Genomic DNA, 26,154 nt, shown 5'->3' on the forward strand with positions numbered 1-26,154 from the left:
TTATTACCGAATCAACGAAAAGTGCCCCGTAACACTAGACCTGTCTTGTAAATCTATTCGAAACCAATATTCAGAAGAAGGCATTTGTCTTCCTAGATACGTACCATTCCAACCTGTGCTGTCAGGAAGCAATTGCTTTAGTAGTTTACCATAGCGATCATAAATATAGATAGAAACTGAGGGAAACTGCTGTATCCCTTCTATCTGCCATAACTCGTGAAAACCATCATTATTTGGTGTGAAATATTCTGGATATACTAACAATATATATTCCTCTGAATCCGTACCGCATCCATTTATTTCTCTTACCATTACTTCATATAGGCCACCTTCTAAATTCGTAAACACATTACTACTTTGGTAATTAACACCATCTATAGAATATTCAAACTCGCCAGTATTTGCAGTTGTAATAGTAATGGTATCACCACTAGAAGTAATAGCCTCAATGACAGGAGCTTCACTTTCTATAACTACAATAGTCTTCACACTAGAACACATGTTGCTATCCGTAACTGTCACAGTATATGTATCTTCAACATTTACAGTAATATTAGAAGTTGTTTCACCAGTATTCCATAAATACGTTACATTAGTAATTCCAGCATCCAATACCACACTTCCTCCTGAACAAAAAGAGGTTTCTTCATCTGTTACTTCTGGAGATTCAAAAAAATCCAAGCTAACGGCAGTTCGCGTATTAGATATACAAGAGCCCAATTCAGAAATAGCCTCGGCATAATAAGTACCTGAAACATCCGTAACATATGTTGTAGAATTAGCTTGCAAAAGACTTCCGCCTGCTACACTATCATACCAATTTACCGTAATACCGTTAGGAACATTTACAGAGACTCCCTGATTTTCGTTATCACAATTAATAACATTTCCATTACTTACAGGTGCAACAGGCTGTGTTATTATATTTACTTCATATGTTTCTGATAAAGCAATACACAATGGATTAATAAGATTTATAGCATCCTCTGCAACTTTTACTCTATAATAAGTTGTTGTTGACAATGAAGGTGTAGTAAACATATCATTAGTTTCTCCGGGAATATCAGTCCAATTCACATTGTCAGAACTTTCTTGCCATTGATAAGCATGTGTAGTATAAATAGAAAAATCAGGAGTTGCAGTTAAAGTTACCGAAATCGGAGCGTCACTTTCGCATACATTAATGCTAGAATTATTTTGCGTATCCGTAACATCGATAAAGTCTCCACATGTTCTAAAAACAATATCATCAATGGCCAAATCGTTTCCACAACCACCATCGCCATTATTACTCATTCTTAATACAACAGAAGTTTGACCGGGTAACGTTTGGAATACTAAACCATATTGCTCCCAATTTGGACTTGCCGTAGAAAAAATATCACCAGTACTACCTGATGCTAATAAATTCGTACTAGTGATATCCCATATTTGAAAATTTACATTCACTGGAATTCCATTTCCTCCACAACCGCTAGAAGGCAGTAGATTTAATAACCAAGCTGAAAATTCATAAGAAGTGTTTTCGCATAATCCTGTTACCAATCTTCTAAAAAATTCTCCTGCATTAAAATCTGCATTTACTATAAAACATTTCCCATCGGTATCTCCAGGCGTATGATCCTCGGTATCATGCCAATCGAAATATCCCGTAAAACTAGAGATGGTATATGCTCCATCATCTGGCGCAGTATTTACATATCTATACGTTGTACTACCTGGAGGTAATGCGGGTCCAATAGTCGTTCCTGTTCCAAAAGTTTCATTAAAAATTGGGTCACCAGAATTCCCATTACAAAAGCCCAATTGCGCCACCAAGGCAAACGGAGAAAACAAGAGTAAAGACAGAACACAAAAAGTGTAATGAGATCGCTTCATAGTCCGAATATAGACTATTACCGTAAATAGACAACTGGTATCCCAGTACAAACTTTAAATTTTTAAGTATTTTGCAACAGAAAGTAAATTATGTTGCAAATTCTAAAAAAGAATAGCCTCCGATCTACTTTTACATTATTCACAAATCATCTCAAATGACTACTCTATACCTATACACTCTCAATAAGTACGTCTTTCCTATTATAATATTATTTCTTTCAATTACTACTCACACTTTTTCTCAAGAAAAAAAGGAATTACAAAAAGCGGTTTCTTTAAGAGACAAAGCTATAGAACTATATAAAATTGAAAATTATGAAGAAAGTATAACTTCATTTAATCAACTTTTAAACTTAGCCCAGAAACTAAAAAATGATCAGCTAACGTGCACTGGATATATTATGAAGGGCCATATAAATCTGAGAAACGGAAAAAATAAAGAAGCCTTAAATAATTATTATAAAGCATTAGATATCATTGAAAAAACTGGAGATCTAAAAGATGAAATCGTAGTTAACTCTGGACTGATCATAGTTCTTTCTAGAATGAATAAAAATGCCGAAGCACAAAAAATTGCACTTCGATCTTTAAAAGCGATCCCTAAGACCTCATATTATAATAAAGAAAATCATCTAAGATTCTTAACTACTTTGATTGATATCTATTTGGATGATGAACAATATGATACTGCATTGACCTATCTAAAGAAAGGAATTAAGATGAGTCAATCTCTAAAATTAGATGAATTATATGTGGATTTAGTCATTAAAAAAGGAATGATTTTCTATTACCAAAAAAAATATGATACGGCCTTACGACATCTCTTTGAAGCAAAAGAAATACTGACTAATAAACAAATTAATAATAAATCATTCCCAAAAATAAGGACTGATTATTTTATTGCTAATTGTTATTATCAAAAACAGTTCTATGATAAAGCAATTGATGTATTAATCAATAGTATTAATTCTTTTGAAGAAACGGATACATACAAACCACCAGCAATAAGATCTCATTTATTGCTAGCCAATTGCTATAGTCAAAAACATAATTATAAAAAGGCAATGTTTTGGAATACCAGATATAATAAGCTAAACGAATATTATCTTAAAGATAAAGATCAAACAATAGATATCATTCACGAAAAAGAAACTACCCAACTAAATGAAGAGATTGTAGCACTAAGAATGACTCAAGCCGAAGAAAAAAAGGCAAAAAATCGAATATTCTGGATTCTTTTAGTAACAATTATAGCGCTCATCGTAATAATTTTTATCTACCTAAAGAAACAACAATCCAATAAGATTGTATTTCAAAACTTAATGCAAGAAATTAATCAATTAGAATCTGTAAACAAACAAACAGAAATTCAAGAACAATCTAAAAAAGAAATTAGTATTGATGACCAAAAGGTGCAAGAGATCATCAAAGGAATTGAAAAATTAGAGACGCAGGAATATTTTCTAAAATCAGATTGTAATTTGCGAACTATGGCAAAGAAGTTAAAAACAAATGCCACCTATTTATCACAAACCATCAATCAACACAAAGAGAAAAGTTTTACCGAATATATCAATGATCTTAGAATTACCTATGTTTTAAAGAGATTACAGGAGGATTCAAAATTTAGATCCTATGCTATTCAATACATAGCTTCCGAGATTGGATATAAAAGTAGTTACTCTTTGGTAAAGCATTTCAAAGCTAAAACAGGAATCAATCCTTCTTACTATATCAAGAGCTTAAATAAGCAAGAAACAACATCAGAAATCAAGGTATAAATGATCGCTATTTTAAACAATTTAGCCATATAAGATTACCATAGATACTTTAAACCAAATATATTTCTCTCGAAATACATTTATTTCCAGATAAGAATATCTCAAAATGAAAGGGATACTATACTAACAATCAAACAATTTGAATAATGAAAAACAACAAAACACAAAAGATCTCTTTAAAAAAGCTAACAATAGCAAGGATTAACATCAATGCTATGAGAAAAATTGAAGGTGGATCTAGTGGGATTACACTCCCAACGGAAGTTATCAATGTAGATGGAGAACCATGGAATATTTGTGCTTTTGGTATTAAATAGAACTATATTTTCAATTATAAAAAGCCTGCAAAAATTTGCAGGTTTTTTTTATGGCTATTTTGTTTAAAATAGCGAATACTTGTTTTTTAACAGGTTGATCACTTATTACTTTGGTATCCGAATCAAAATAGCTTTCTGGCTTCATTTTGATAAGGGGTAACCGAAAACCTTAGCAACAGAGTAGGTATCTAAAACATATAATCATGCTTAAAAATCTTTTAAACACTACAGGAGTAACAACACTAAAAAAAGAAGAACAAAAAACCATTAATGGAGGGAATACGGGTATGCAATGTCGCAGTCATTCAGATTGTAGTGCCCTAAACGGCATCCCTGGATTCGAATATGAAGAATTCTTCTGTCATTGGGGATATTGCCAGATTATGTAATAACTTATTATTTTATAAGTCCAATAAAAAACCCCAAAAGACAACTCATCTTTTGGGGTTTTAGGAAAAATAATAATTACTAAAACAAACAATTAATTTTTATATCGCTACAATACCTTGGGTATTGGTATCTGGTAAGTTTCCTGATTCTTCGCCAATGAACTCTAACGATTGTCCATTTACTCTATAGATTCCTATTGTGCCGTCTAATCCATATAATTGGTATAAAAATTGACCATCATCGCTAATCCACATATCGATCCATCCTTCGGTAGTTCCGAATGCAGCACCAGGATCCGTAGTATTACCTGTGGCTCCTACTCCTTGCGCAGCTACCTGATCCAATAAGGTTACTACTCCGTTATTAAAGCTAAAGGATGCCAATCCTGCTTCTATAGCATTAGATACAAAGAAAGTACTTCCATCTGCTGTAAAATCTAGCCAACAAGCAGTTCTACCTGTATTTCCTTCTCCAGATCTCACATCCAGACTAATAGGGCTTAAGCTTCCATCACCCTGAATTTGCCAAGTAGATACTGATCCATCTTGCAACGCTGGAAATGCTGGTGGAGTTCCGTCTGGTTGAAATTCTCTTGCTTCTGTTACCACCACATAATTATTTTCTACAATTTGAAATCCTATAGCTGATGGTAGATTTCTACCTTCTACATTATCTCTAAGTGTTGAGGTTGCTCCTGCTACTTGATTAGCGGATAAGGTACCATCATTATTAACAGCATACACTACAAGTTCATCTTCGCTTCCAGAAGCTAATGCTGCTGCTCCAGAATTTATAGATGCTACTACTAACCAATTACCATCTGGTGAAAACTGAACAGCAGAAGGTCTGTTTGCTAAATTTCTGGTAGAACCTGCAATGGGTGATAAAGTTCCATCTTCTAACAACCAAAATCCTGTTACCGTTCCTTGTTGTCCTGGTTCTCCTTCTCCCAAAAACTCTGTTCTCGAAATATTCGACACATACACAATTCCTTTTACACCATCTGCATCTACAGAAGTATAGGCAATACTATTAGGTCCTTCTGCTCCTGTAGGCTGTGGGGTACCAGCCATTTCTAAAGAGAAATTATCTTGAATATTAAATGATGTGATGGTATTACTACCAGCATTTACTGCCAGTAAGTTTTCATTATCATCGGTTTTTGTAAGTGCGTATGCAGAAATTAGTGGATCCAGTCCTTCTCCTCCATCAAAATCTCCTCCATTTCCACCAGTAGATACAGGGCCAATTGGTGTTAGGGTTCCGTCTGCATTTCTTCCATAAGAAACTATAGTATTTGCTCCTTGTACAATTCCAGAAATCTGACCATTTCCATTTGTCATTGCATATACAGCTCCAACAAATGCATCAGGCTCTCCTCCTCCATCGGAGATAAAATCATCATCGTCATTACATGAGGTAACAAGAAGTACAACAGCCAAAAGCGCAGATAAGCTTAATTTTAGATTTTTCATTTTATTCTTTTTTGAGTTTAAGTCTATGTTTACGTTACGTATTGAATAACATCCATACAAATAGTAAAACATGTATTCAATTTTTATCTACTGTCTATTCGGCCGAATATGATGTAAACATCAAGAAAGGAAGTTCGTTACTCTTTAAAATTCTTGACTATAATTTGGTACGCTTCGATTTCTGCATACTTACAGCATTAACAAAAGGTAATTATTAGCTATCAAAAACTTAAGACACTTACCAAAACCACATAAATGATTCAAAAACAATTAGTTAAAACCAAAACCACTATGCATCAAGCATAATGAAAAATTCACAGAATTTATAAGAACATTAACACTTTATCTAAAATGCTTTAACAAAGCAGTATTACTGTAAATGTTAGCTAGCTAACAGAAACTTAGCTCATACGCAACCAATAATATTTTTTTACATCTAATAAAAAAGCAAAAAACAATGAACAAACCATTTAAATTAATTGCCATAGCACTATCGCTTCTATTGGCAACCTCTCAAATGTCCTGTGACGAAGATGAGTGTGATGATGTAGCTTGCACCTTAGTGCTTATACGACTTTCTGTAACAGTTACTGATGAAAATCAAGATCCTGTAGAACTCGATTCATTTGAAGTTATCAATCTTGATACTAATGAAAATATTACCGTTTCACTGCTACCTGAAGAACTCGAAGAATGGTTAAGACAAGGGAGATATCCTTTGGCAGAAGATGGTAGCATTGGAGTGAACTTACAACAAGAAATTCAATTTAGAGGATTTATAGACAATCAAGAAGTTATTAGAAGTAACTATGTTATAAGCTCAGATTGTTGTCATATAAATCTAGTTTCTGGGGATGTAGACCTTACTATTTAAAACGTAAAAATTTAAACGAATAGCATCTGAACTCTTAATCGGAGTTTAGATGCTATTTTAGTATTATAGTTTTTTTGAATACATCATTTTGAAAAATATAATTCCCTATTTTTATTCGAAGTTAATTACTTAAATCAACTTCTTGTATTCATATAATGATAGACCTATTTTGAAGATGCAAAATGAAATTTTATTCTTCTTTAGTGCTTTAGGGATTTTTAATACGTTATGTATATCTATATATCTGTTCTTGAGATATAAAGTATTTAAGTCTTATCTATTTCTAGCGATTTTTCTATTATTCGTAACTGCTAGAGTTGGAATTTCTTGTTTTTATTTTTTTCAAGGTAAGATCGCCCCAATACTTATTCAAATTGGTTTGTTATCCAACCTACTTATGGGTGTAAGTTTGTATATTTTTATAAGTAGTAAGCATATAAAACCAAAAGATTTTATCCATTTCTTTTCGGTTGTAATTGTACTTGTCTTCTTTAGTATAGCGATCCCGTTCTCCTCTTTTTTCCTATTATGGGATCATACGATACGTTTTATAATTCATGGAATATTAACTATCTATATTGTAGCATCATGGCTCCAATTGTATAAGAAACATAGAGCAAAACAAAAGATCTATACCAAACTGATAATTTTAACAGCGTTCACCTTATTGTGTCTATCCTTTTCTATTTCATTATTCATTAGCTATATCATTGGGCCTATAGGTGCTACCATCATTATTTATGTAACAATTTTAAAGTTTTTCTTAAGTGCCAGAAAAAGCAATAAGTATCGAAATAGAAAAATTGAAGATAAAACTGCAGAGAAACTCATTCTTGAAATCAAACAATGTGTTGTTGACCATCAATTGTATAAAAAGCAAAATTTAAAAGTAAAAGAGTTAGCAGATGAATTAGGAATTCAACCACATGTGCTTTCTCAAATTCTAAATGACAATCTTCAACTAAGTTTTACCTCCTTTATCAATCAACTTAGAATTAGAGAAGTCAAAAAGATGCTTACTTCAGAAACAAGACTTACTATTGAAGCTATAGGAGAAGAAGCTGGATTTGGTTCCAAAACAACATTTTTTAAGGTTTTTAGAGCTGAAGTAGGAATGACTCCCAAAGAATTTATCAAAAATAACTCCTGATTTAGAAAACGGTACTTTTCTTCTATTTAAAATAAGTCCCTATATACTATAAAGTTTCATATTCGTATACACAATTCTTAAACTTTATAAATACAATGGACAAAAGAACATTTACTATACTATTGTTGGTCTTACTATCAGCGATAGCAACAGGGCAAGACAAAGTTAAAAATCCTATTCTTTTAGATAAATCTGTTTTATCAGGAGTTGGCCTAAAAAAAATAGATTTAAAAGATGAGCCTGAAAAAGATTTTTATCAAAAGCGTTTATATCGTGGTAATGACATCAGTATTTATGTAGTTTCAACGGAAACCTGGAATAATAAATTCGAAAACTTTTGGTTCGATGAATTTATATATATGTATCATGGTGAAGCCATTATCAAACCTAAACATGGAAAAGCCCAATTATTTCACTCCAATGATTACTTTTTTGCTCCAAAAGGATACACCGGTGAATGGGAAATAAAAGCTGGCAAACACCTTCATTATGAATTATCAGTAATCACCACCAAAAGAGCTGATTCAACAATTATTTCAGAAAATCTTACACATGAATTATTTGATAAATCTGTCTTATCAGGTGCACATATTCAATTAGATAAGAATCGTAAGTTTACTCAGACCTTACGAAAAGGTGTAGAATTAACAATTAGCTTAAAAGCGGAAGAGCCTTCTCTATCAAAAATAAAAGATACTAAAGAAATGTTGATCCAATTATTATCGGGTATGGTCACGATAAAGAGATCAGACAATACCGAAACAACTTTTTATAGTGGGGACTTCTTTGTAATTCCTGAAAAGATGATTGGAACATGGAAATCGAAAGGACATGGATTAATAAAATATCTAACAATTGAAAAAACAAGCAGTATAAATAATTAATAAATATACTATAAGGTTTTATGGTTATTTGACCATCTAAACATGAGTAATTATCTTTTCGGGAGATTTTAGGTATTTCATAGAAAAATTGAATGTAATATCATATTTTGCCCATACCAACGTTAAGCAATAATTACACCATGAAAAAACCTCTTCTTTATATCGTCATGATACTCCTATCCTGTTGTACACAACAGGAAAATAAAACTGCAAGTTCAACTCAGTCTTTAGGAGATATTAGCGAATCTCTTATAACGGTAGAACAACTACAAGGAAAAACGGCTATCGAATTAAGGCTTTTACGAAATGAAATATTTGCAAGAAAAGGTTATGTCTTTAAAGACGCTATTCTAAACGATTACTTTTTGAAAAAGAATTGGTACAAACCAAATGAACAAAAAGAGATTATACTTACTGATATTGAGAAGCAAAATATTGAACTTATCAAAAAAGTAGAAAAACAATATGCTGCGAACTCTACTCAAAAAACCGCTAAATCATCAAATTGTCTTAATAAGACTATTAAAAAATTAAAACCTGAATTTGCCAAAAGTGATTTTGACTTTTTAGGCAGATATAGAATATTTTCAAAAGAGCTAAAGGATTTTCTAAAGAGTATTGATATCAATGATTTGAATACTGATGAAGACGGATATGTCTTTTCTAAAACCTACTATTTAAAAAGAAACTGGGATTTAGACCATATCAAAGATGATGAATGCGAAGATGAAATTTTTCTTAGATATGATGATGAAAATAAGTGGATCTCTATTCAGATAAATAACTGTTCTTTATATAGAGAAAAAGGAGAAGAGGATCAGATTTCAGAACAATCTATCATCATACAGTTTATTATCGAAAATAATTGTTCTTACAAATTCCATAAAGTAACTGTTGCAGGATAATATTTTCTATTGTTATCAGGTTTACCTCTAAAAACTGTAAGAATTATCATAAAAAACCTATTAGTTAAGCTTACTAGTTTTGTTCTAATACTCCCACTGTCGCTTCTTATTTAATTCTTCTTCTGCCTCAATTTCTTCTTTTGGAATTACTTTTAGAAAAGACGGATGTTGCTCTATCGCAAATTCTAGTTTACCCACAATATCATCTATAGAATCGTTTTCATAATCAATTTGTAATGGTTCTTTAATCACCATCGATTGTAGAATACCTCTTTTCTTTATTCTAATACCTTTCTTATCAAAAGATCTTCTAAAACCATCAATTACTATTGGAATCACAATAGGCTTATACTGTCTGATAATATGAGCTGTTCCTTTTCTAATAGGTTTAAAAGGTTTAGTCGTTCCTTGCGGAAAAGTAATCACCCAGCCATCTTCAAGTGCTCTTTTAATATTCGTAATATCACTCATTTTCACCTGTCGATTGATGTCTTTACCTTTCTCTCTCCAGGTTCTTTCTACGGTTATAGCCCCTGCATATGCTAATATTCTTGCTAGTAAACCTGCATTCATTGTTTCTTTTGCTGCTACATAATACAAGTTTAACTTAGGTTTCCATAGATATCCTATATTTTTAATAGAATCCGTACGACCACTTAAGCTAGCATTGAAAACATGAAACATCGCTACTACATCCGCGAAGTACGTTTGATGATTTGAAACGAAAAGAACATTATTATCAGGAAGATCTTTAAAAATTTCACTTCCCTCTATCTGTAATTCATTAAAACCTCTGTAACGCCTATGCGTCATAGCGCCCATGATTCTAATAAGCCAGGTTTTTAAAAATAATATATGACCAAAAGGATTTCTTTTAAATAATCCCATAAAAAATTTTATTTACCTAATATCTATCATTAATCGTCCGTACACAAACAGCTCCTGATTTTTAATTAGTTACATTTAAAACTAATTACAATTAATCATATAATAGATACAATTTCAGTTAAATTCTTCTAAATATTACGAAGAAATCAGGTGCCAAATATACAAAATCAGTGTTCTATAGCAGATTTTAAGAGCATTTTAAGTTCACTAAGCATCATTGCTGTTGCTCCCCAAACTACGTAACCATTTAATTCAAAGGAAGGTACTTCGATATTTTCTGCATAAGAAGTTGATAATTTTTTAGAAATCACATATTGATCATCCAACAATTGTGACAACGATACCTCTATAACCTTAGCTACTTCTTCTTCCTGAGGCACAAAATTGGGTAATGACTGAGAATATCCTAAAAACGGATGTACCCAAAAATTCGAAGGTGGAATATACACTTTAGTTAATGATTTTAATACCTGAATGATATCAGAAGATACTCCTATTTCTTCCCAGGTTTCACGCAATGCTGCAGATTCATAACTATGATCCGACTCTTCAACTTTACCGCCAGGCAATGCTACTTGTCCAGAATGTACACCCTCATATGTCGGACGAAGTATTAAGGCCAAATAGGTCTGATGCTCTTTTGGATAAAAAAGCATTAGAACAGCAGCATTCCTGGGATTTCTCTCTTCGATTTTAATTTTATAGAGTTCTTGTTTTCGAATTTCGGGAGCCATTATAAAATGAGAAGATTCTCCAGGTACTGACATTTTCTGTATTTTTGGAATCAAACTTTTAAATGTTTCGAATGTCATTTACCAGAGTAATTTTAATAGGTAGTTGTATTATTTCTTTAATTTTCTGCAGTTGTGAAGATACACATTCTAAAAAAACTAAAGAGGATGTACTAAAAAATGAGAAAGAGACTGCTAACAAAGAGGTTGAACAACAAAAAACTGAGAATTCAATCCCTAAAAATGACTCCAAAACTTTAAACACAGCGGAAAAAGAAGAAGAACCTTTTAAACTTACTAATGAGAATATGAGAGAATTCTTATTAGAGTATGGTAAAAATAACCCTGAAACCTTAGTTCGTGTAAAAACCAAATTCGGGAATATTGACATACAGCTTTATAAAGAATCTCCAATACATCGTGCCAATTTTATTTATCTGGTGAAAGAGAAATATTTTGACGAAACATTTTTTTATAGAGTTGCGAAGGGTTTTGTAATACAAGGTGGAAATAGTGATCGAAGACAAATGGCACAAAGACGTCATGAGATTGGTGATTACACCTTGCCACAAGAACCTATAAAAGGACTGACTCATAATCGTGGATCTGTTGCCCTTTCTAAACAATGGGTAGATAATCCTTCCAATCGTTCTACCCCTTATGAATTCTTTATCGTAATTGCTAAACAAGGAGCACATCACTTAGATGGAGAACATACTATATTTGGCAAAGTGGTAAAAGGAATGAAAGTTGCTGATAAAATTTCTAATGTACCAGTAGACGGAAGTGAATGGCCAAAGGAAAATATATTTATAAAAGCAGAAGTAATTCGATAATCCACAAAGGATTTATAACTTCTGAGTAAAATAATTGTAATCTTTTAAGACAATATCCAAAAACTGACGATCGTACAATTCTGATTTTACCTGAAGTACACCTTCTACCTTGTTTCGTAAAGCTGTAAGTGTCTGAAAGTCATTCGATCTAACTGCAACTCTGTACGTCTCTTTTATCAATCTTACATCTTTATCGGTAAGCTGAGTCACGTTTAAAAACTTAGGCTCATAATCTTCATTAAGATCTTCAAGAATGGTATGAGAAATTTTTACTTTTTGTTTAGTACGAATGACAATAGTACCTGCTGCAGCATCTCCTAATCGTTGATGTTTGTTAGAAAATATAATACTAAGTACACCCACCGATGAAAGAAAAATCCAAATATCAACTAATCTAAGCATCCATCTCACCAAATAATTACTCCAATGTACTGGTAACCCATCTACTCTTACAACTCTTATTTTTAATAACATTTTACCTACAGTTCTACCATTAAAAATAATATGCATATACAAAGAATAAAAAGAAACAGGTAAAAACAAAAGCGATTGAATACCAAAAACAGTCCAATTATCAGAAAAAGCAGTACCAATTAGTGAGGTAATATAGTTGACAATAAATAGATAAAGCCAAAATATTGCAAAATCAATTAAAAAAGCTAGCATCCTTTCCCCTATCCCAGCAGTTTTGTAATCCAAGTTTACATTTTGTGTTGTATTGATTGCTATATTTGCCATTTATATTTAACTAATTATATTTGAGTAAAAAATTGATCGATGCGGGAAGCAGCTTTTGTCAAGCAAAATAAAGAAAAATGGATCGCTTTTGAAAAAGCTATTACACAAAATTTAAGGATTAGCCCAGATCAACTTGCTGAGTATTATGTTCATCTCACAAATGATTTGTCGTATGCGCGGACATATTACCCAGATAGTAAAACACTATTATACTTAAATTCTTTAGCATCTCAAGCACACCAAAAAATATACATCAATAAAAAGGAGAGTAAAAATAGGATTGTAGAATTTTGGAAGACGGAATTCCCCCTTTTCTTTTATCAGCATCAAAAAACACTGTTATTTACATTCTTAGTTTTTTCTATTGCCTGTTGTATTGGTATTATTTCCGCAATTAACGATTCTTCTTTTCTAAGACTTATTCTTGGCGATGCATATGTAAATGAAACTTTAAACAATATCGACAAAGGTGATCCTACAGGAATTTATAAAAGTGGTAGCATGGTAGGTTCGTTTTTAGGTATCACTATTAATAATATTAGAGTGGCATTTATAGCATATGCCTTTGGAGGAATCACTTCTTTAGGAACTGTTTACGTATTATTTAGCAATGGAATTATGCTTGGTGCATTTATGACGTTTTTCTACACAAAAGGGTTATTATTTGAGGCTTCTAAATCAGTATGGTTGCATGGTACAATAGAAATTTCGGTAATTGTTATTGCTGGATGCGCTGGAATCGTCATGGGAAATAGTATATTGTTTCCTAAGACATTTTCTAGAAGAGTTTCTTTTATGAAAGGAGCAAAAGATGGTTTAAAAATTGTAGTTAGTACGATACCCTTTTTTATTATAGCTGGCTTTATAGAAGGATTTATTACGAGATATTCGAATATGCCCGTTTGGTTAGCAATGACCATTATATTCAGTTCGTTAGCATTGATAATATTCTATTATATAATATACCCCAGATATCTAAATAAAATTTATGAAAGAGAATTACATTGAGTTAAAAGAAAGTAGAGATTTTGGTGACATTATAAATACATACTTTGAGTTTTTTAAACTTAACTTAAAAAGTTTTACAAATGTATTTATAAGTTACAATGGTATTTTTATTTTTCTTCTTTTAGGGATTAGCTATCTAATGGTTACCGGTTTTATAGGCATGTATAATGTAGAAACCGGTTTTGGTAATGGTACTCAAGATGAATCTGCAATGTTAGTTGGTTTCGGAGTGTTGTTGTTTTTTGTTGTTTTTATTGTCATTGCGGCACTTAATTATAGTTTAGCTTCGTCTTACATGATAAATTATGATGAACAAAAGCAGGTAGTAACAGATAAAAAACTAGTCTGGAATATAGTCCGAGACAATATAGGCCGTATTTTAATTTTTATTCTTTTACTTGCTGTAATTTATGTCATCTACATGATCATATCCTTAGTATTATCTTTTATACCGCTGATTGGATTTCTTGCCCAAAATGTTATTGGTTTTGCATTAACGGCATGGTTCGGTATTTCTTTTATGGTAATGTTGAATGAAAATAAAAGCCCTATTGATGCATTTGGAGAAGGCTGGGATTTAGTAAAAAGTAATTTTTGGAAAACGGTTGGTGCCAATTTTATTTTAGGTATTCTTGTAGGGTTAATTCTTCTTTTGATATTGATGATCCCAGGAATTATTGTTGGTGTTTATACTTACCATGCTGTTAGTATAGATACTGCAATTGGTGAATCTGTTTTAGCCAAGGTTATTTATACTTTTGGACTGTGTATATTTTTTGTGGTAATTGCCTATTCACAATCGCTTTCACAATTCATAAATGGTATTTTGTACTATGCACTTCATGAAGAAAAATATAATGTAAATACTAGACAAAAGATTGATCAAATTGGTGCAAGTGAATAAGAACATTTTCTACATATTCATCTTATTATTAATAAACTTCACGTATTCTCAGACGGATTCTCTTAGTGTTTCTATAGATACCTCCGAAATTACTATTCATGAATTTAAAGAAGATATTCCAGAAAGGTACTCTGATAAAGATTTTGATTATACCACTGCAGAAGGAGAAGCTGAAAATATTTTAGCAAGAATTATAAACTGGTTTTTTAATGGCTTACAAGATATATTTGGTATAGAAATAAGTCCTGAATTAGCGGAAATACTAAAAAACCTGATTTATCTGATTTTTATAGCTATCGTCATTTACATACTTATTAGAGTTCTTGCAGGAAAGGAAGTAGCTTCATTTTTTGGTAAAAAAAATAATGTAGTTGCACCTATACATTTTTCGGAAGAACATATTGAAAAAATAGATTTAGATAAATTAATACAGGATGCACTATCTATAAATGATTATCGATTAGCTATTAGATATATGTATATGAAGACTTTACAAGAATTGTCTGTAAAAAAGATCATCGATTATCATTTTGAAAAAACCAATAGTGATTATCAAAGAGAAATTAAGAATGAACAATTAAGATCACTTTTTAAAAAGGTTTCTTACTTGTATGAATATATCTGGTACGGAAAGTTTGATCTAAATCAAGAAAAGTATCATAATGCAAAAATATCCTTTGACGAAATAAAAGGTAACATAGAGAAAATTGGATAAAAAATCGAGAAACATATTAATTCTTTTTGGGTTAGCTTTTTTAACCATTATAATCGTTGAAGTCACTCGACCAAAACCTATAAATTGGAACTCGAGCTACATATCGAGTGATAAAATTCCGTTTGGTTGTTATATTGCTTTTGAAGAACTAAAAACCTATAACGGACAGAGTGAAGTAAATTTGATTAACAAAAATCCTTATGACTTTTTATCCAATAGTTCATATGAAGAAAATTCAGCGTACTTATTTATTAATTCTGGCATCAACCTAGATAAAAGATCCTATGAAAAATTAATAGAATTTGTGAGATCTGGAAATAAAGTTTTTTTAGCCGGAACAAGTTTTGGAAAAGTATTTAAAGATTCTCTTAATATAGAAACAAATACTGATTACCAGTTAACTGAGGAAGAAATAAAGCCCAACTTCTTTTCGAACACATTTAAAAATAGGGACTCAGTAAAATTCAAGAAGAAAATCTACAAAACTGTTTTTCAAAGTTTTGACACCTTAAAAACAAAAGCTTTAGGCTATTACAAAAACGATCTAGAACCATTGGATCAAATTAATTTCATTGAGATCTCTGAAGGTAAGGGCAAACTATATTTGAATACATTGCCTGAAGCATTTTCTAATTACTACATGCTAACGGATAATGCACATTATACAGCAGCTCTTATTTCGTTTTTAGAAACAGATACATTCTACTGGGATGATTATATCAAATCAGGACGAAAAGTCATCGAATCTCCTATGCGATTTGTATTAAATCAAATCCCATTGCGTTGGGCTTACTATTTACTAATCCTTGGGGTTTTGATTTTCATTCTTTTTAGAGGAAAGAGAGAACAAAGGATTATACCTGTTATTAAACCTTTAGAGAACACCTCTATTGAATTCACTAAAACCATTGGAGATTTATACTTTCAGCATAAAGATTATAGCAATATAATAGCTCAAAAAATCACCTATTTTTTGGAAAAAATAAGGAGTAAATTTTATATAGATACGAATAAATTAGATAACGACTTTATTCATAGACTAGCTGTAAAAAGTAACAAGTCTGAAGATGAAACAAAAGAACTAATTGATTATATTAATAGTTTACGCAATAGAACACTTCATAATGAAGGAGATGTCGTTGAGTTAAACAAAAAAATTGAAGAATTTAGATTATAATACTATGGAAGAAACGACAGAAAACCCTTTAGAATTCAATAATAGAATTGATCTAAAAGACTTGCAAGAATCTGTACAAAAGATAAAAGAAGAATTAGGCAAGGTCATTATTGGTCAACAAGAAATGATCGAATTATTAATTATCTCCATATTAGCTAATGGCCATTCATTAATAGAAGGAGTTCCCGGTGTTGCCAAAACCGTAACAGCAAAACTTCTTGCCAAAACAATGGCTGTGGATTTTAGCAGAATACAATTTACACCTGATTTAATGCCAAGTGATATTCTTGGTACTTCTATTTTTAATGTAAAGACTTCAGAGTTTGAGTTTAAAAAGGGACCTATATTTTCCAATATTATTCTAATTGATGAAATCAATCGTGCTCCTGCTAAAACACAAGCAGCACTTTTTGAGGTAATGGCAGAGAGGCAAATTACTATAGATGGTATTAAAAATGAAATGAAAGCACCATTTCTTGTATTTGCAACTCAAAACCCAATAGAACAAGAAGGAACTTACGCATTACCAGAAGCTCAGTTAGATCGTTTTTTATTCAAAATAAACGTTGGTTACCCATCAATGGAAGAAGAGATCAGTATCCTAGAAGGACACGATCAACGAAAAAATGAAATTCCTACCGATATTATTCAATCGATTTTAACTGCTAGTCAAATTGCAGAATATCAAGGAATCATTAAGAGTGTGATTATTGAAAAAAATCTTTTGACCTATATCGCTTCTATTATTAGCAATACCAGAGATAATGGAAATTTATATCTGGGAGCATCTCCACGTGCATCAATCGCGATTATGAATGCCTCTAAAGCGCATGCAGCTATTAATGGAAGAGATTTTGTTACACCAGATGATATTAAAAAAGTAGCTCCTTCTGTGTTAAGACATAGAATTATATTAACTCCTGAAAGGGAAATGGAAGGGTTTACAACTGAAAAAGTAGTATTACAAATTATCGAAACCATAGAAATTCCTCGTTAGTGAAAGCCTTTTTGAAAAGTTTATATTTTAAAAAATTATTCTTTACCGTATTTTTTTCAATTACGGCACTTTTTATAGTTTCCTATTTCTACGAGAGTCTTTTTGGTGTAGCTAAACTTTTAATATATACCTTACTAGTTATTACTTTTTTCGATATTCTATTATTGTACAGAAATAAAACCGGAGCCAAAGCTGCAAGAATTCTTCCTGAAAAACTATCCAATGGAGATCAAAACCCCATCCATATTAAGGTTTCTAATAGCTATCGTTTTAAAATTAGCATAAGAATTATTGACGAAATTCCAATTCAGTTTCAAGAACGAAATTTTGAAATAACATCTACTCTTAAAACATCTCAGGAAAAACAGTTTAATTATGAACTAAAACCTGTTGAAAGAGGAGAATACCATTTTGGAAATGTTAATATATTTACCAGTTCGCCAATAGGATTAATAGAACGCAAGCAAAAATACTCCAATGAAGAGATGGTGCCTAACTATCCATCCTTTTTACAACTTAAAAAATATGAATTCATAGCATTTACAAATAAGCTAAAGTTATATGGTTTAAAAAAGATCAGAAGAATTGGTAATACTTTAGAGTTTGAACAAATTAAAGAATATGTTACTGGAGATGATATTCGTAACATAAACTGGAAAGCGACCGCAAAACGAAATCATCTAATGGTAAACCAATACCAAGATGAAAAATCTCAACCTATATATTCGGTAATTGATGCTGGTCGAGTTATGAAAATGCCTTTTAATGGATTAAGTCTATTGGACTATGCCATAAATGCTACGTTGGTAATTTCTAACATCGCCATAAAAAAGCAAGATAAAGCTGGAATGTTTACCTTTTCAAGAAATGTAAAAAACATGGTTGTTGCCCAAAGGAGAAAAGGTCAAATGAATACAATTCTGGAGACTTTATATAATATTAATACCGATTTCTCAGAGTCGGATTATGCTAGACTATATACAGATATAAAGAGAAATATTAATCAAAGAAGTCTATTGCTATTATATACTAATTTTGAAACATTAGATGGTCTCAACAGACAGTTACCATATTTGCAAGCTATCGCAAAAAATCATCTATTGGTGGTTATTTTCTTCAAAAATACTGAACTGAAATCTTTTCTAGATGAACCAGCTCATTCTACAAAACAAATCTTTGAAAAAACTATTGCCGAAAAATTTGTTTACGAAAAGAAAATGATTGTTAACGAACTGAGCAAACATGGTATTCACTCTATACTAACCGCTCCAGAAGATCTTACAGTCAACACTATTAATAAATACCTTGAGATTAAAGCCAGAGGTTTATTGTAACTATCAATTCATACTTCTATCTTCAGTTTTCTGTTGCTCTTAGGTGGTCTGAAAAACTTATGTTATTCACTACTCCTTCAACATACTACATTTCATCTGCCAAATTCTACAGTTGAGTTAGATACTTTATAAGGAGTACCATGATTTTTAGACTTTTGAATCATCAAAACAGAATAATAAAAATCAAAAAACTAAACTCTTATGAAAACTCTTGTATTATTTTTAACCATGACAGCCATCAACTTTGTAATGAATGCACAAGACACCCAAGGCATAACCATCACAGTTACTGTTCCTAATGTATCTAGTTCTGATGGTGCTGTACTATTTGGATTGTATGATGAGGCTACTTTTATGAAAGCTGCTCCTATTCAATCTGTTAAAGGTGAAATTAAAGATGGAATTGCTAAAATTACTTTTACCAATATTACTCCTGGAGAATATGGAATCTCCTGTGTACATGATGCTAATAGTAATGAAAGAATGGATTTTGAAGAAAATGGTATGCCAAAAGAAAGTTATGGGATATCTAATAACAATATGAGTTTTGGACCTCCATTATGGAGCGATGCTAAATTCGAAGTTGGTAATGAAGATTTAGAACTAGAAATCAGATTTTAAGCCTTCGAAAAACAATATACATCAATCAAAAAAAGGGTTTTGCTTTAATTAAAGTAAAACCCTTTATAAATTCTATAATATATTACCCTTCGCAATCAAGTTCGCTAGCATCTTGTAATGCTTCTTCTAAGTCTGCATCTTCTACCAACGGACATCTATCTAATTCATTTAAATAGGCAATGGAAGCAGCTTTAAAAGCTTCACAATTTTCTGCAGTGGGATCATTAGAATATCTTTCTAATGTAGCACTATAGTTTTCTACCGCAGCTAAAGGCACACATCCTCCTGTTAGATCTTCAATAACATCCTCTTCAGAACAAGAAGTAAAAAATGTAAATAGTCCTAATCCTAGTATTAATGTTTTTTTTGTAATTGATTTCATCACTTATCTTTTTTTATTAGTAAAGTTTTTTCAATGTTTAGTGTATACAAAAAGAAATAGGTAAACATTTTTAAAGAAAAAATTCAATAGAAAAAACAAATTTTTAGCATATTCTTAATAAGTTTTATCGATAGCTTTTCTATTTTTGTCAACCTAAATTAACACCATGACCATTACACAACTACGATATGTATTAGCTGTTGCTGAGCATCAAAACTTCACGAAAGCAGCAGAAAAAACCTTTGTAACACAGCCAACTTTAAGTATGCAAATCCAAAAACTGGAAGAAGAATTGGCTATTTTAATTTTTGACAGAAGTAAAAAGCCTATTGAATTAACAGAAGTAGGTAAAAAATTAGTGCAGCAGGCAAGAAATATTGTTAATGAGAGTGAACGTATACAAGATATTGTAGATCAACAGAAGGGATATATAGGCGGCGAATTTAAATTAGGAGTCATTCCAACTGTAATGCCAACATTACTCCCAATGTTCTTACATAATTTCATTAAGAAATATCCTAAGGTAAAATTAAAAATTGAAGAGCTTACTACAGAGGCAATTATAGAAAGATTACACGATGGACATTTGGACGCGGCAATTGCAGCAACACCATTGCAGAATGAGAGTATAAAAGAGCGTGTATTATACTACGAACCATTTGTTGGTTACATTCCTCCAAGTCATAGATTAAACCAAAAGAAAAAAATAGATGTTGCTGATTTAGATATAGACGATATGCTACTTTTAGAGGATGGACACTGTTTTAGAGATGGTATTGTAAATCTTTGCAAAACACAAAAGAGCTATGACGAAGACCATTTTCAATTAGAAAGTGGAAGTTTCGAAACATTAGTAAAATTATCTAATGAAGGCTTAGGCATGACACTACTTCCTTATTTACATACCCTAGATATTAACGATAAAGAAAAAAGTAATCTACATTTCTTTAATGAACCCTCTCCGGCAAGAGAAGTAAGTTTGATTTATCATAAAAGCGAACTCAAAATGCAAATCATTGAGGCATTACATACTACCATAGCTGGTATAGTAAAAGGAGCGATTACATTTCAGAATGTGGAAATTATTAGCCCTATAGCAAAAATAAAAAGCGACTAAAAAGTCGCTTTTTTCTTTATGATTTTAAATAGATTAAACAAGGTTCTAACTCTGGTTTATTTACTGCTAAAGATTGAATCCAAAGTTTTAATTCTTCAATCTCGTGGGGAAGTAATCTGTTTAGTGCTTTAATTACTTCTTTTGTAAATAGATTAACATCAAAACTAACTTTTTTTAGTACAGTTTTTGTGTAATCAAACATCGCTCTCGCCATAAATTAATAAGGGATTAAGTTATTAGTTTAACACAAGTAATTGTAGGATTATACTTACATTTTTAAAGTTGTTAAGTCTAATATAGTCAAATAAAACTAAAAAACCGTCTTTTAACCCTTATTTAACTTAATTAAAAACTATTGTCGCCATCTAGTAAATCTCCTAAACCTCCGAGAATACTGCCTTCTCCTCTACTTTTACCACCTGCTCTTGGTGCTACTGCTAATACTCGATTAGCTAATCGACTAAATGGTAAAGACTGAATATATACCACTCCTGGTCCCGTGAGAGTAGCAAAATATAATCCTTCTCCACCAAAAATAGTATTTCTGATACCTCCCACTAATTCGATATCATAGTTTACTCCTTTGGAAAATCCTATAATACAACCTGTATCTATTTTTAATTTTTCTCCTGGTTGTAATACCTTTCTGGCTGTTGTTCCTCCAGCATGTACAAATGCCATTCCATCACCTTCTAGTTTTTGCATGATAAAACCTTCTCCTCCAAATAAACCTCTTCCTAATTTTCTAGAAAACTCTATACCCACAGAAACTCCTTTTGCAGCACATAAGAATGCATCTTTTTGGCAAACAAACTTTCCACCATATTCAGTAAGATCAATTGGAATAATTTTTCCTGGATAAGGAGACGCAAAACTAACACGCTTCTTTCCTACTACCTCATTATAAAAGGCTGTCATAAATAAACTCTCTCCCGTAAGTAATCTTTTCCCTGCTCCAAAGATCTTTCCCATGACTCCTTGATCCTTTTGGGAACCATCTCCAAAAATGGTGCTCATTTTTATGCCATCATCCATCATCATAAAGCTCCCTGCTTCTGCAATAACACCTTCCTGAGGATCTAATTCTATTTCTACATATTGCATCTCTTCACCATAAATGGTGTAGTCAATTTCGTGTGCTGTCATATTTGTAATTTATTTATTGATTAATGAATATCTTTATATATGAGTTCATAATTACACAAAAACGTTACAAACTATTTTTGGTAAATCAATAAAATCATTCTCAAGAAAGAGAATCAACTTTTCAGTTTTATCGTCCATTGAAAATTAAAGGTGGAAACTTCTACACCATCTTTATTCGTTCCTACAGATTTCATCCATATCGTTTGTCCTTCTCCTGTTTCGATGGTTTTCTTAATAGCTTCCTTAATCAAATCCCCATCGTTACAAACAAAAGTTATTCTTCCTGTAGCCTTTTTCGTAAATGTAGCATTATTAGTAGCTACAAGCATGGATATTTTCTTACCACTCTGATATATCTGACCAGAAACCATCGCTCCTGTACTCATCTCAGCAGCCATACCCTGAACAGCCCAAAACATAGAATTAAATGGATTTTGATTCATCCATCGGTGTTTAACACTAACTGTACAACTAGATTCATTAATCTTTTTTACACGCACCCCACATAGCCAAGCAGAAGGTAACTTAAACATTGTGAAGGTGTTGATTTTTCCTGGTGTCATCTTCATAAAATACATTTTAAGTCTTCTAAAATATTGAAAAAGAATGGACATACAAAACATTCTTAAATCTTAAATTTATGTTAAATTATGGTACTATGTTTTGCATAATACCTTCTTTTAGATATATATTTGCATAAGAAACTATTATATACTTTTAAAAATGTCAACTAATAACCATAATAACATCGCAACTTTTATGCACCTTGGAGTATTCAGTAAATACTTTATACCTTTTGGAAATTTCATTGTTCCTATCCTACTTTGGACTACGAATAAGGAAAAATCAGACTTCATCAATGAGCACGGTAAGGAAGCTATTAATTTTCAGTTAAGTGTACTGTTATATACGATCATATTAGGAATGATATCTTTTCCATTTTTCATTTTTAACATTTTTGGAGATGCCACCTTATTCGATATTTTCAATCACAATGGTTTTGATATCAACTTTTCCACGGATGGTGGATTTAGAACGTTAATAGGTGCTTCTTTTGTTGGAGTAATTGCACTGATAGGTTTCTTCTTAGAAATTATTTTCATCATATCAGCTGCGCTAAAAAGTAATAAAGGAGAAATATATAGGTATCCATTAACCATAAGATTTATAAAGTAAATTAGAATGAATTCATCAATCAACATAAAATATATTCTAATTACTGCCATAGCAGTGGTATCCTCCTTCTTTTTTCATGAGTTAGCTCACTTCATCACTGGGAAACTCTTAGGATATGAAATGGGAATGACTCTAAATTCAGCATTTTTGTTGGAAGGAGAATACCAGTATGGTTGGCATCAACAATTGGTAAGTGCAGCCGGACCAATGTTTACTATTATTCAGGCATTTGTTATTTTCTATTTTATTAGAAAAACAAACAATAAATACTGGTATCCATTTTTATTTTTTGCATTTTACTCTAGAGTACTGGCAATGATTATATCTATTTTTAATCCCAATGATGAAGCTAGAATTAGTGCCTGGTTAGGACTTGGATATTGGATATTACCATTAACTGTAGGATTTACGTTATTTATATTATTAGTTAAAACATCGAAAGAGCAGAAATACAATTTAAAATTTAACCTAATCAATTATTTTTTATCTACTGTCTTTATCGCAGGAGTTGTATTTTCAGATCAATATATACTTAAATAACCATCAATCATTAATCAAAAAATGAACAGTTTAACTTTTTAAAAATTCAGTTTTATGAAGATCGAAAACACAAAAGCGCAAATGCGTAAAGGTGTTCTGGAATATTGCATACTTTCAATTCTTAAGGACGATGATGCTTATGTAGCGGAGATTTTAGAAACACTTAAGGACGCAAAGATGCTCGTTGTAGAAGGCACAATATACCCTTTATTAACTAGGTTAAAGAACGCCGGATTACTAAGCTATCGCTGGGAAGAGTCTACATCAGGACCACCTCGTAAATATTACGGACTTACTGAAACAGGAAAACTATTCCTAAAAGAACTAAATACCACTTGGGACGAATTACAAAATGCAGTAACCATTGTTACTAAACAAAAAAAGAAACAAAAATGAACAAAACAGTTAATATAAATTTAGCAGGCATATTTTTTCACATAGATGAAGACGCTTACTTAAAGCTGCAGCGCTATATTGAGGCGATAAAACGTTCATTTACTGACTCTCAAGGAAGGGATGAGATTATTGCTGATATCGAAGCTAGGATAGCCGAGCTTTTCAGTGAAAAAATAAAAGACGAAAGACAAGTAATCGGTATTAAAGAAGTCGATGAAGTAATTGAAGTAATGGGACAACCCGAAGATTATAGATTAGATGAAGAAATCTTTGAAGACGAGCCTAAAACATCTTACCAGAGACCAACAAAATCTAAACAATTATTTAGAGACACCTCTAATTCTTATGTAGGTGGAGTAAGTTCTGGATTAGGACATTATTTAGGGATTGATCCTATTTGGTTAAGAATAGCATGGATATTATTCACCATCTTTTCTAGTGGAGCTTTTATTCTTATCTATATAGCATTTTGGATTTTTGTCCCAGAAGCAGTAAGCACAGCAGATTATTTGGCGATGAAAGGTGAAGCTGTAAACATCAGTAATATTGAAAAAAAAATTAAAGAAGGATTTAATGATGTTGCCGATAAAGTAAAGGATGTAGATTACCAAAAATACAGTGATAAAGTAAAAAGTGGATCTACGAGTTTCTTTGAAGCACTTGGAGATGTTTTATTAGTAATACTGAAAATATTTGTAAAGTTTATCGGAGTACTTCTTATCCTGGTAGCTGGTATCACTTTAATTAGCTTGTTTATTAGTTTATTTACCGTAGGTACATTTGGTTTTATCGAAACTCCATTTACAGAATATATTGATGTGGTTAATCGTCCTAATGTTCCAATTTGGTTAGTATCCATGTTAACATTATTTGCAGTTGGAATTCCATTTTTCTTCCTATTTATTCTAGGCTTAAAAATTGTAATAAACAACTTAAAATCTATAGGAACTCCAGCAAAATTAGGATTATTAGCGGTTTGGATCTTTTCTGTAATCGGATTAACTATAGTTGGAATTCGTCAGGCAACTCAAGAAGCTTATGATGCAGAAGTGATCGAAGATTCTAGAAATTTATATCTAAACCCAACTGATACTTTAAACATTAAAATGGTCGGTAACGATAGATATGTGAGAGGTCTGTACCATAGAAATGATTTTAAAATCAAACGAGATGAGAATGATAACAAAGTAATTGTAATCCAGGATATAGAAATATTCTTAAAGGAAAATAGAGAAGATTCTATTCCTAAATTGGAAATTAGAAAAAATGCAGAAGGAAGTAGCTATGATGAGGCAAAAGAAAGAGCTGCTGCATTAAAATACAATTACGATATCAAAGGAAACACCTTGTTATTAGATGGATATGCCATCACCGATTATGCACAAAAATACAATGATCAGGAAATCGAAATTATAATTTCCATCCCTGAAGGAATGACTGTATTTGTTGATCAAAACACATCAGGATTCAACAACTCTTGGAAATACAATGATTACTTAACAGTAGACGGAAAAGAAGAAAAGTATTTAACATTAATCGATGGTAAGCTTACTTGTAAGGACTGTCCTAAAGACGAATGGCAATACAATGAGTGGGAAGATGATGATAAGGATACTAACGACGGTGTAAAAATCAATATCAACTCTGAAGATGAAAACGCCAACCTAAAAATTGATGAGGATGGTGTTCAAATCAAAAGCGAAGAAGTTGATATTAAAATAGACGAGAACGGAATAAAAATTCAAACCGATAACTAAAAATAATAATCAAAAAACGAACAGTTTAATAAATTAA

29 protein-coding genes are annotated in these 26,154 nt (G+C 31.6%); 20 read left to right on the forward strand and 9 right to left on the reverse strand.

From position 1 onward, the window contains the following. Positions 1-3: 3 nt before the first annotated feature. Positions 4-1,878, reverse strand: coding sequence for a T9SS type B sorting domain-containing protein (locus tag Q1B37_RS14615; protein WP_299899630.1), 1,875 nt, complete (start codon positions 1,876-1,878; stop codon positions 4-6). Positions 1,879-2,033: 155 nt separating this feature from the next. Between Q1B37_RS14615 and Q1B37_RS14620 the strand changes: the two genes are divergently transcribed. From Q1B37_RS14620 to Q1B37_RS14630, 3 genes are all read left to right on the forward strand, one after another. Then, a complete protein-coding gene (locus Q1B37_RS14620; protein ID WP_299899632.1) occupies positions 2,034-3,659 on the forward strand; it encodes a helix-turn-helix domain-containing protein in 1,626 nt (541 codons plus the stop codon). Positions 3,660-3,805: 146 nt separating this feature from the next. Next, the gene (locus Q1B37_RS14625; protein WP_299899634.1) at positions 3,806-3,976 is read left to right on the forward strand and encodes a class I lanthipeptide; all 171 of its coding nucleotides are present in this window, start codon (positions 3,806-3,808) and stop codon (positions 3,974-3,976) included. Positions 3,977-4,179: 203 nt separating this feature from the next. After that, positions 4,180-4,365 (forward strand): hypothetical protein, encoded by a 186-nt coding sequence (locus tag Q1B37_RS14630; protein WP_299607838.1) that lies wholly within the window; start codon positions 4,180-4,182, stop codon positions 4,363-4,365. A 99-nt stretch (positions 4,366-4,464) separates the two neighbouring features. Here the strand turns inward: Q1B37_RS14630 and Q1B37_RS14635 are convergent, their stop codons facing one another. Then, positions 4,465-5,841, reverse strand: coding sequence for a hypothetical protein (locus Q1B37_RS14635; RefSeq protein ID WP_299899636.1), 1,377 nt, complete (start codon positions 5,839-5,841; stop codon positions 4,465-4,467). Positions 5,842-6,298: 457 nt separating this feature from the next. On the opposite strand from Q1B37_RS14635, the gene Q1B37_RS14640 reads away from it, so the two are divergent. The 4 genes from Q1B37_RS14640 (at position 6,299) to Q1B37_RS14655 (ending at position 9,654) form a co-directional block, all read left to right on the forward strand. After that, entirely contained in the window at positions 6,299-6,715 is a 417-nt protein-coding gene (locus Q1B37_RS14640; RefSeq protein WP_299607843.1) for a hypothetical protein, read from the forward strand. A gap of 175 nt (positions 6,716-6,890) precedes the next feature. Next, a complete protein-coding gene (locus Q1B37_RS14645) occupies positions 6,891-7,865 on the forward strand; it encodes a helix-turn-helix domain-containing protein (RefSeq protein WP_299899638.1) in 975 nt (324 codons plus the stop codon). Positions 7,866-7,960: 95 nt separating this feature from the next. After that, positions 7,961-8,749, forward strand: a complete 789-nt coding sequence (locus Q1B37_RS14650) for a cupin domain-containing protein (protein ID WP_299899640.1) — start codon at positions 7,961-7,963, stop codon at positions 8,747-8,749. A 140-nt stretch (positions 8,750-8,889) separates the two neighbouring features. Next, on the forward strand, positions 8,890-9,654 hold the full coding sequence (locus Q1B37_RS14655) for a YARHG domain-containing protein (RefSeq protein WP_299899643.1): 765 nt from the start codon (positions 8,890-8,892) through the stop codon (positions 9,652-9,654). A gap of 84 nt (positions 9,655-9,738) precedes the next feature. Here the strand turns inward: Q1B37_RS14655 and Q1B37_RS14660 are convergent, their stop codons facing one another. Further along, a complete protein-coding gene (locus Q1B37_RS14660) occupies positions 9,739-10,542 on the reverse strand; it encodes a 1-acyl-sn-glycerol-3-phosphate acyltransferase (protein ID WP_299899645.1) in 804 nt (267 codons plus the stop codon). 167 nt (positions 10,543-10,709) lie between these two features. Further along, positions 10,710-11,309: a CoA pyrophosphatase gene (locus Q1B37_RS14665; RefSeq protein ID WP_299607859.1), complete on the reverse strand. Its 600-nt coding sequence runs from the start codon at positions 11,307-11,309 to the stop codon at positions 10,710-10,712. Positions 11,310-11,347: 38 nt separating this feature from the next. On the opposite strand from Q1B37_RS14665, the gene Q1B37_RS14670 reads away from it, so the two are divergent. Beyond that, positions 11,348-12,109 (forward strand): peptidylprolyl isomerase, encoded by a 762-nt coding sequence (locus tag Q1B37_RS14670; protein ID WP_299899646.1) that lies wholly within the window; start codon positions 11,348-11,350, stop codon positions 12,107-12,109. Between the two features lie 12 nt (positions 12,110-12,121). On the opposite strand, the gene Q1B37_RS14675 is transcribed toward Q1B37_RS14670, so the two are convergent. Next, the gene (locus tag Q1B37_RS14675; protein WP_299899647.1) at positions 12,122-12,847 is read right to left on the reverse strand and encodes an RDD family protein; all 726 of its coding nucleotides are present in this window, start codon (positions 12,845-12,847) and stop codon (positions 12,122-12,124) included. Between the two features lie 39 nt (positions 12,848-12,886). Between Q1B37_RS14675 and Q1B37_RS14680 the strand changes: the two genes are divergently transcribed. From Q1B37_RS14680 to Q1B37_RS14710, 7 genes are all read left to right on the forward strand, one after another. Further along, positions 12,887-13,855 carry a stage II sporulation protein M gene (locus Q1B37_RS14680; RefSeq protein ID WP_299899649.1) on the forward strand — a complete coding sequence of 323 codons (969 nt, stop codon included), beginning with the start codon at positions 12,887-12,889 and terminating at the stop codon, positions 13,853-13,855. Continuing rightward, positions 13,836-14,759 (forward strand): hypothetical protein, encoded by a 924-nt coding sequence (locus Q1B37_RS14685; protein WP_299899651.1) that lies wholly within the window; start codon positions 13,836-13,838, stop codon positions 14,757-14,759. The genes Q1B37_RS14680 and Q1B37_RS14685 overlap by 20 nt, the downstream gene beginning before the upstream one ends. Further along, positions 14,752-15,474, forward strand: a complete 723-nt coding sequence (locus Q1B37_RS14690) for a hypothetical protein (RefSeq protein WP_299607875.1) — start codon at positions 14,752-14,754, stop codon at positions 15,472-15,474. Before Q1B37_RS14685 ends, Q1B37_RS14690 begins: the two co-directional genes overlap by 8 nt. Beyond that, entirely contained in the window at positions 15,467-16,651 is a 1,185-nt protein-coding gene (locus Q1B37_RS14695; protein WP_299899653.1) for a DUF4350 domain-containing protein, read from the forward strand. The genes Q1B37_RS14690 and Q1B37_RS14695 overlap by 8 nt, the downstream gene beginning before the upstream one ends. 4 nt (positions 16,652-16,655) lie before the next feature. Further along, positions 16,656-17,648 carry a MoxR family ATPase gene (locus Q1B37_RS14700; protein ID WP_299608102.1) on the forward strand — a complete coding sequence of 331 codons (993 nt, stop codon included), beginning with the start codon at positions 16,656-16,658 and terminating at the stop codon, positions 17,646-17,648. Between the two features lie 11 nt (positions 17,649-17,659). Then, positions 17,660-18,982 carry a DUF58 domain-containing protein gene (locus Q1B37_RS14705; protein WP_299899655.1) on the forward strand — a complete coding sequence of 441 codons (1,323 nt, stop codon included), beginning with the start codon at positions 17,660-17,662 and terminating at the stop codon, positions 18,980-18,982. Positions 18,983-19,183: 201 nt separating this feature from the next. Next, a complete protein-coding gene (locus tag Q1B37_RS14710; protein ID WP_299899657.1) occupies positions 19,184-19,603 on the forward strand; it encodes a DUF2141 domain-containing protein in 420 nt (139 codons plus the stop codon). 82 nt (positions 19,604-19,685) lie between these two features. Here Q1B37_RS14710 and Q1B37_RS14715 read toward each other — a convergent pair whose 3' ends face one another. Then, a complete protein-coding gene (locus tag Q1B37_RS14715; protein WP_299607885.1) occupies positions 19,686-19,985 on the reverse strand; it encodes a hypothetical protein in 300 nt (99 codons plus the stop codon). 166 nt (positions 19,986-20,151) lie between these two features. Between Q1B37_RS14715 and Q1B37_RS14720 the strand changes: the two genes are divergently transcribed. After that, a complete protein-coding gene (locus Q1B37_RS14720) occupies positions 20,152-21,102 on the forward strand; it encodes a LysR substrate-binding domain-containing protein (RefSeq protein WP_299899659.1) in 951 nt (316 codons plus the stop codon). Between the two features lie 16 nt (positions 21,103-21,118). Here the strand turns inward: Q1B37_RS14720 and Q1B37_RS14725 are convergent, their stop codons facing one another. From Q1B37_RS14725 to Q1B37_RS14735, 3 genes are all read right to left on the reverse strand, one after another. After that, complete coding sequence (locus Q1B37_RS14725; protein WP_246615842.1) at positions 21,119-21,316, reverse strand: hypothetical protein; 198 nt, start codon at positions 21,314-21,316, stop codon at positions 21,119-21,121. Between the two features lie 131 nt (positions 21,317-21,447). After that, the gene (locus Q1B37_RS14730) at positions 21,448-22,248 is read right to left on the reverse strand and encodes a TIGR00266 family protein (protein WP_299899660.1); all 801 of its coding nucleotides are present in this window, start codon (positions 22,246-22,248) and stop codon (positions 21,448-21,450) included. A 113-nt stretch (positions 22,249-22,361) separates the two neighbouring features. After that, on the reverse strand, positions 22,362-22,817 hold the full coding sequence (locus Q1B37_RS14735) for a DUF4442 domain-containing protein (protein WP_299607896.1): 456 nt from the start codon (positions 22,815-22,817) through the stop codon (positions 22,362-22,364). A gap of 154 nt (positions 22,818-22,971) precedes the next feature. On the opposite strand from Q1B37_RS14735, the gene Q1B37_RS14740 reads away from it, so the two are divergent. The 4 genes from Q1B37_RS14740 to Q1B37_RS14755 are packed head-to-tail and all read left to right on the forward strand — an operon-like array spanning position 22,972 to position 26,117. Further along, a complete protein-coding gene (locus Q1B37_RS14740; RefSeq protein WP_299607899.1) occupies positions 22,972-23,424 on the forward strand; it encodes a DUF4870 domain-containing protein in 453 nt (150 codons plus the stop codon). A 6-nt stretch (positions 23,425-23,430) separates the two neighbouring features. Then, a complete protein-coding gene (locus Q1B37_RS14745; RefSeq protein WP_299899662.1) occupies positions 23,431-23,964 on the forward strand; it encodes a hypothetical protein in 534 nt (177 codons plus the stop codon). A 54-nt stretch (positions 23,965-24,018) separates the two neighbouring features. Next, complete coding sequence (locus Q1B37_RS14750; protein WP_027392197.1) at positions 24,019-24,360, forward strand: PadR family transcriptional regulator; 342 nt, start codon at positions 24,019-24,021, stop codon at positions 24,358-24,360. Next, on the forward strand, positions 24,357-26,117 hold the full coding sequence (locus Q1B37_RS14755; RefSeq protein WP_299899664.1) for a PspC domain-containing protein: 1,761 nt from the start codon (positions 24,357-24,359) through the stop codon (positions 26,115-26,117). The genes Q1B37_RS14750 and Q1B37_RS14755 overlap by 4 nt, the downstream gene beginning before the upstream one ends. Positions 26,118-26,154: the final 37 nt, after the last annotated feature.

The sequence above is a fragment of the uncultured Aquimarina sp. genome, from assembly GCF_947492965.1.
Taxonomy (GTDB): domain Bacteria; phylum Bacteroidota; class Bacteroidia; order Flavobacteriales; family Flavobacteriaceae; genus Aquimarina.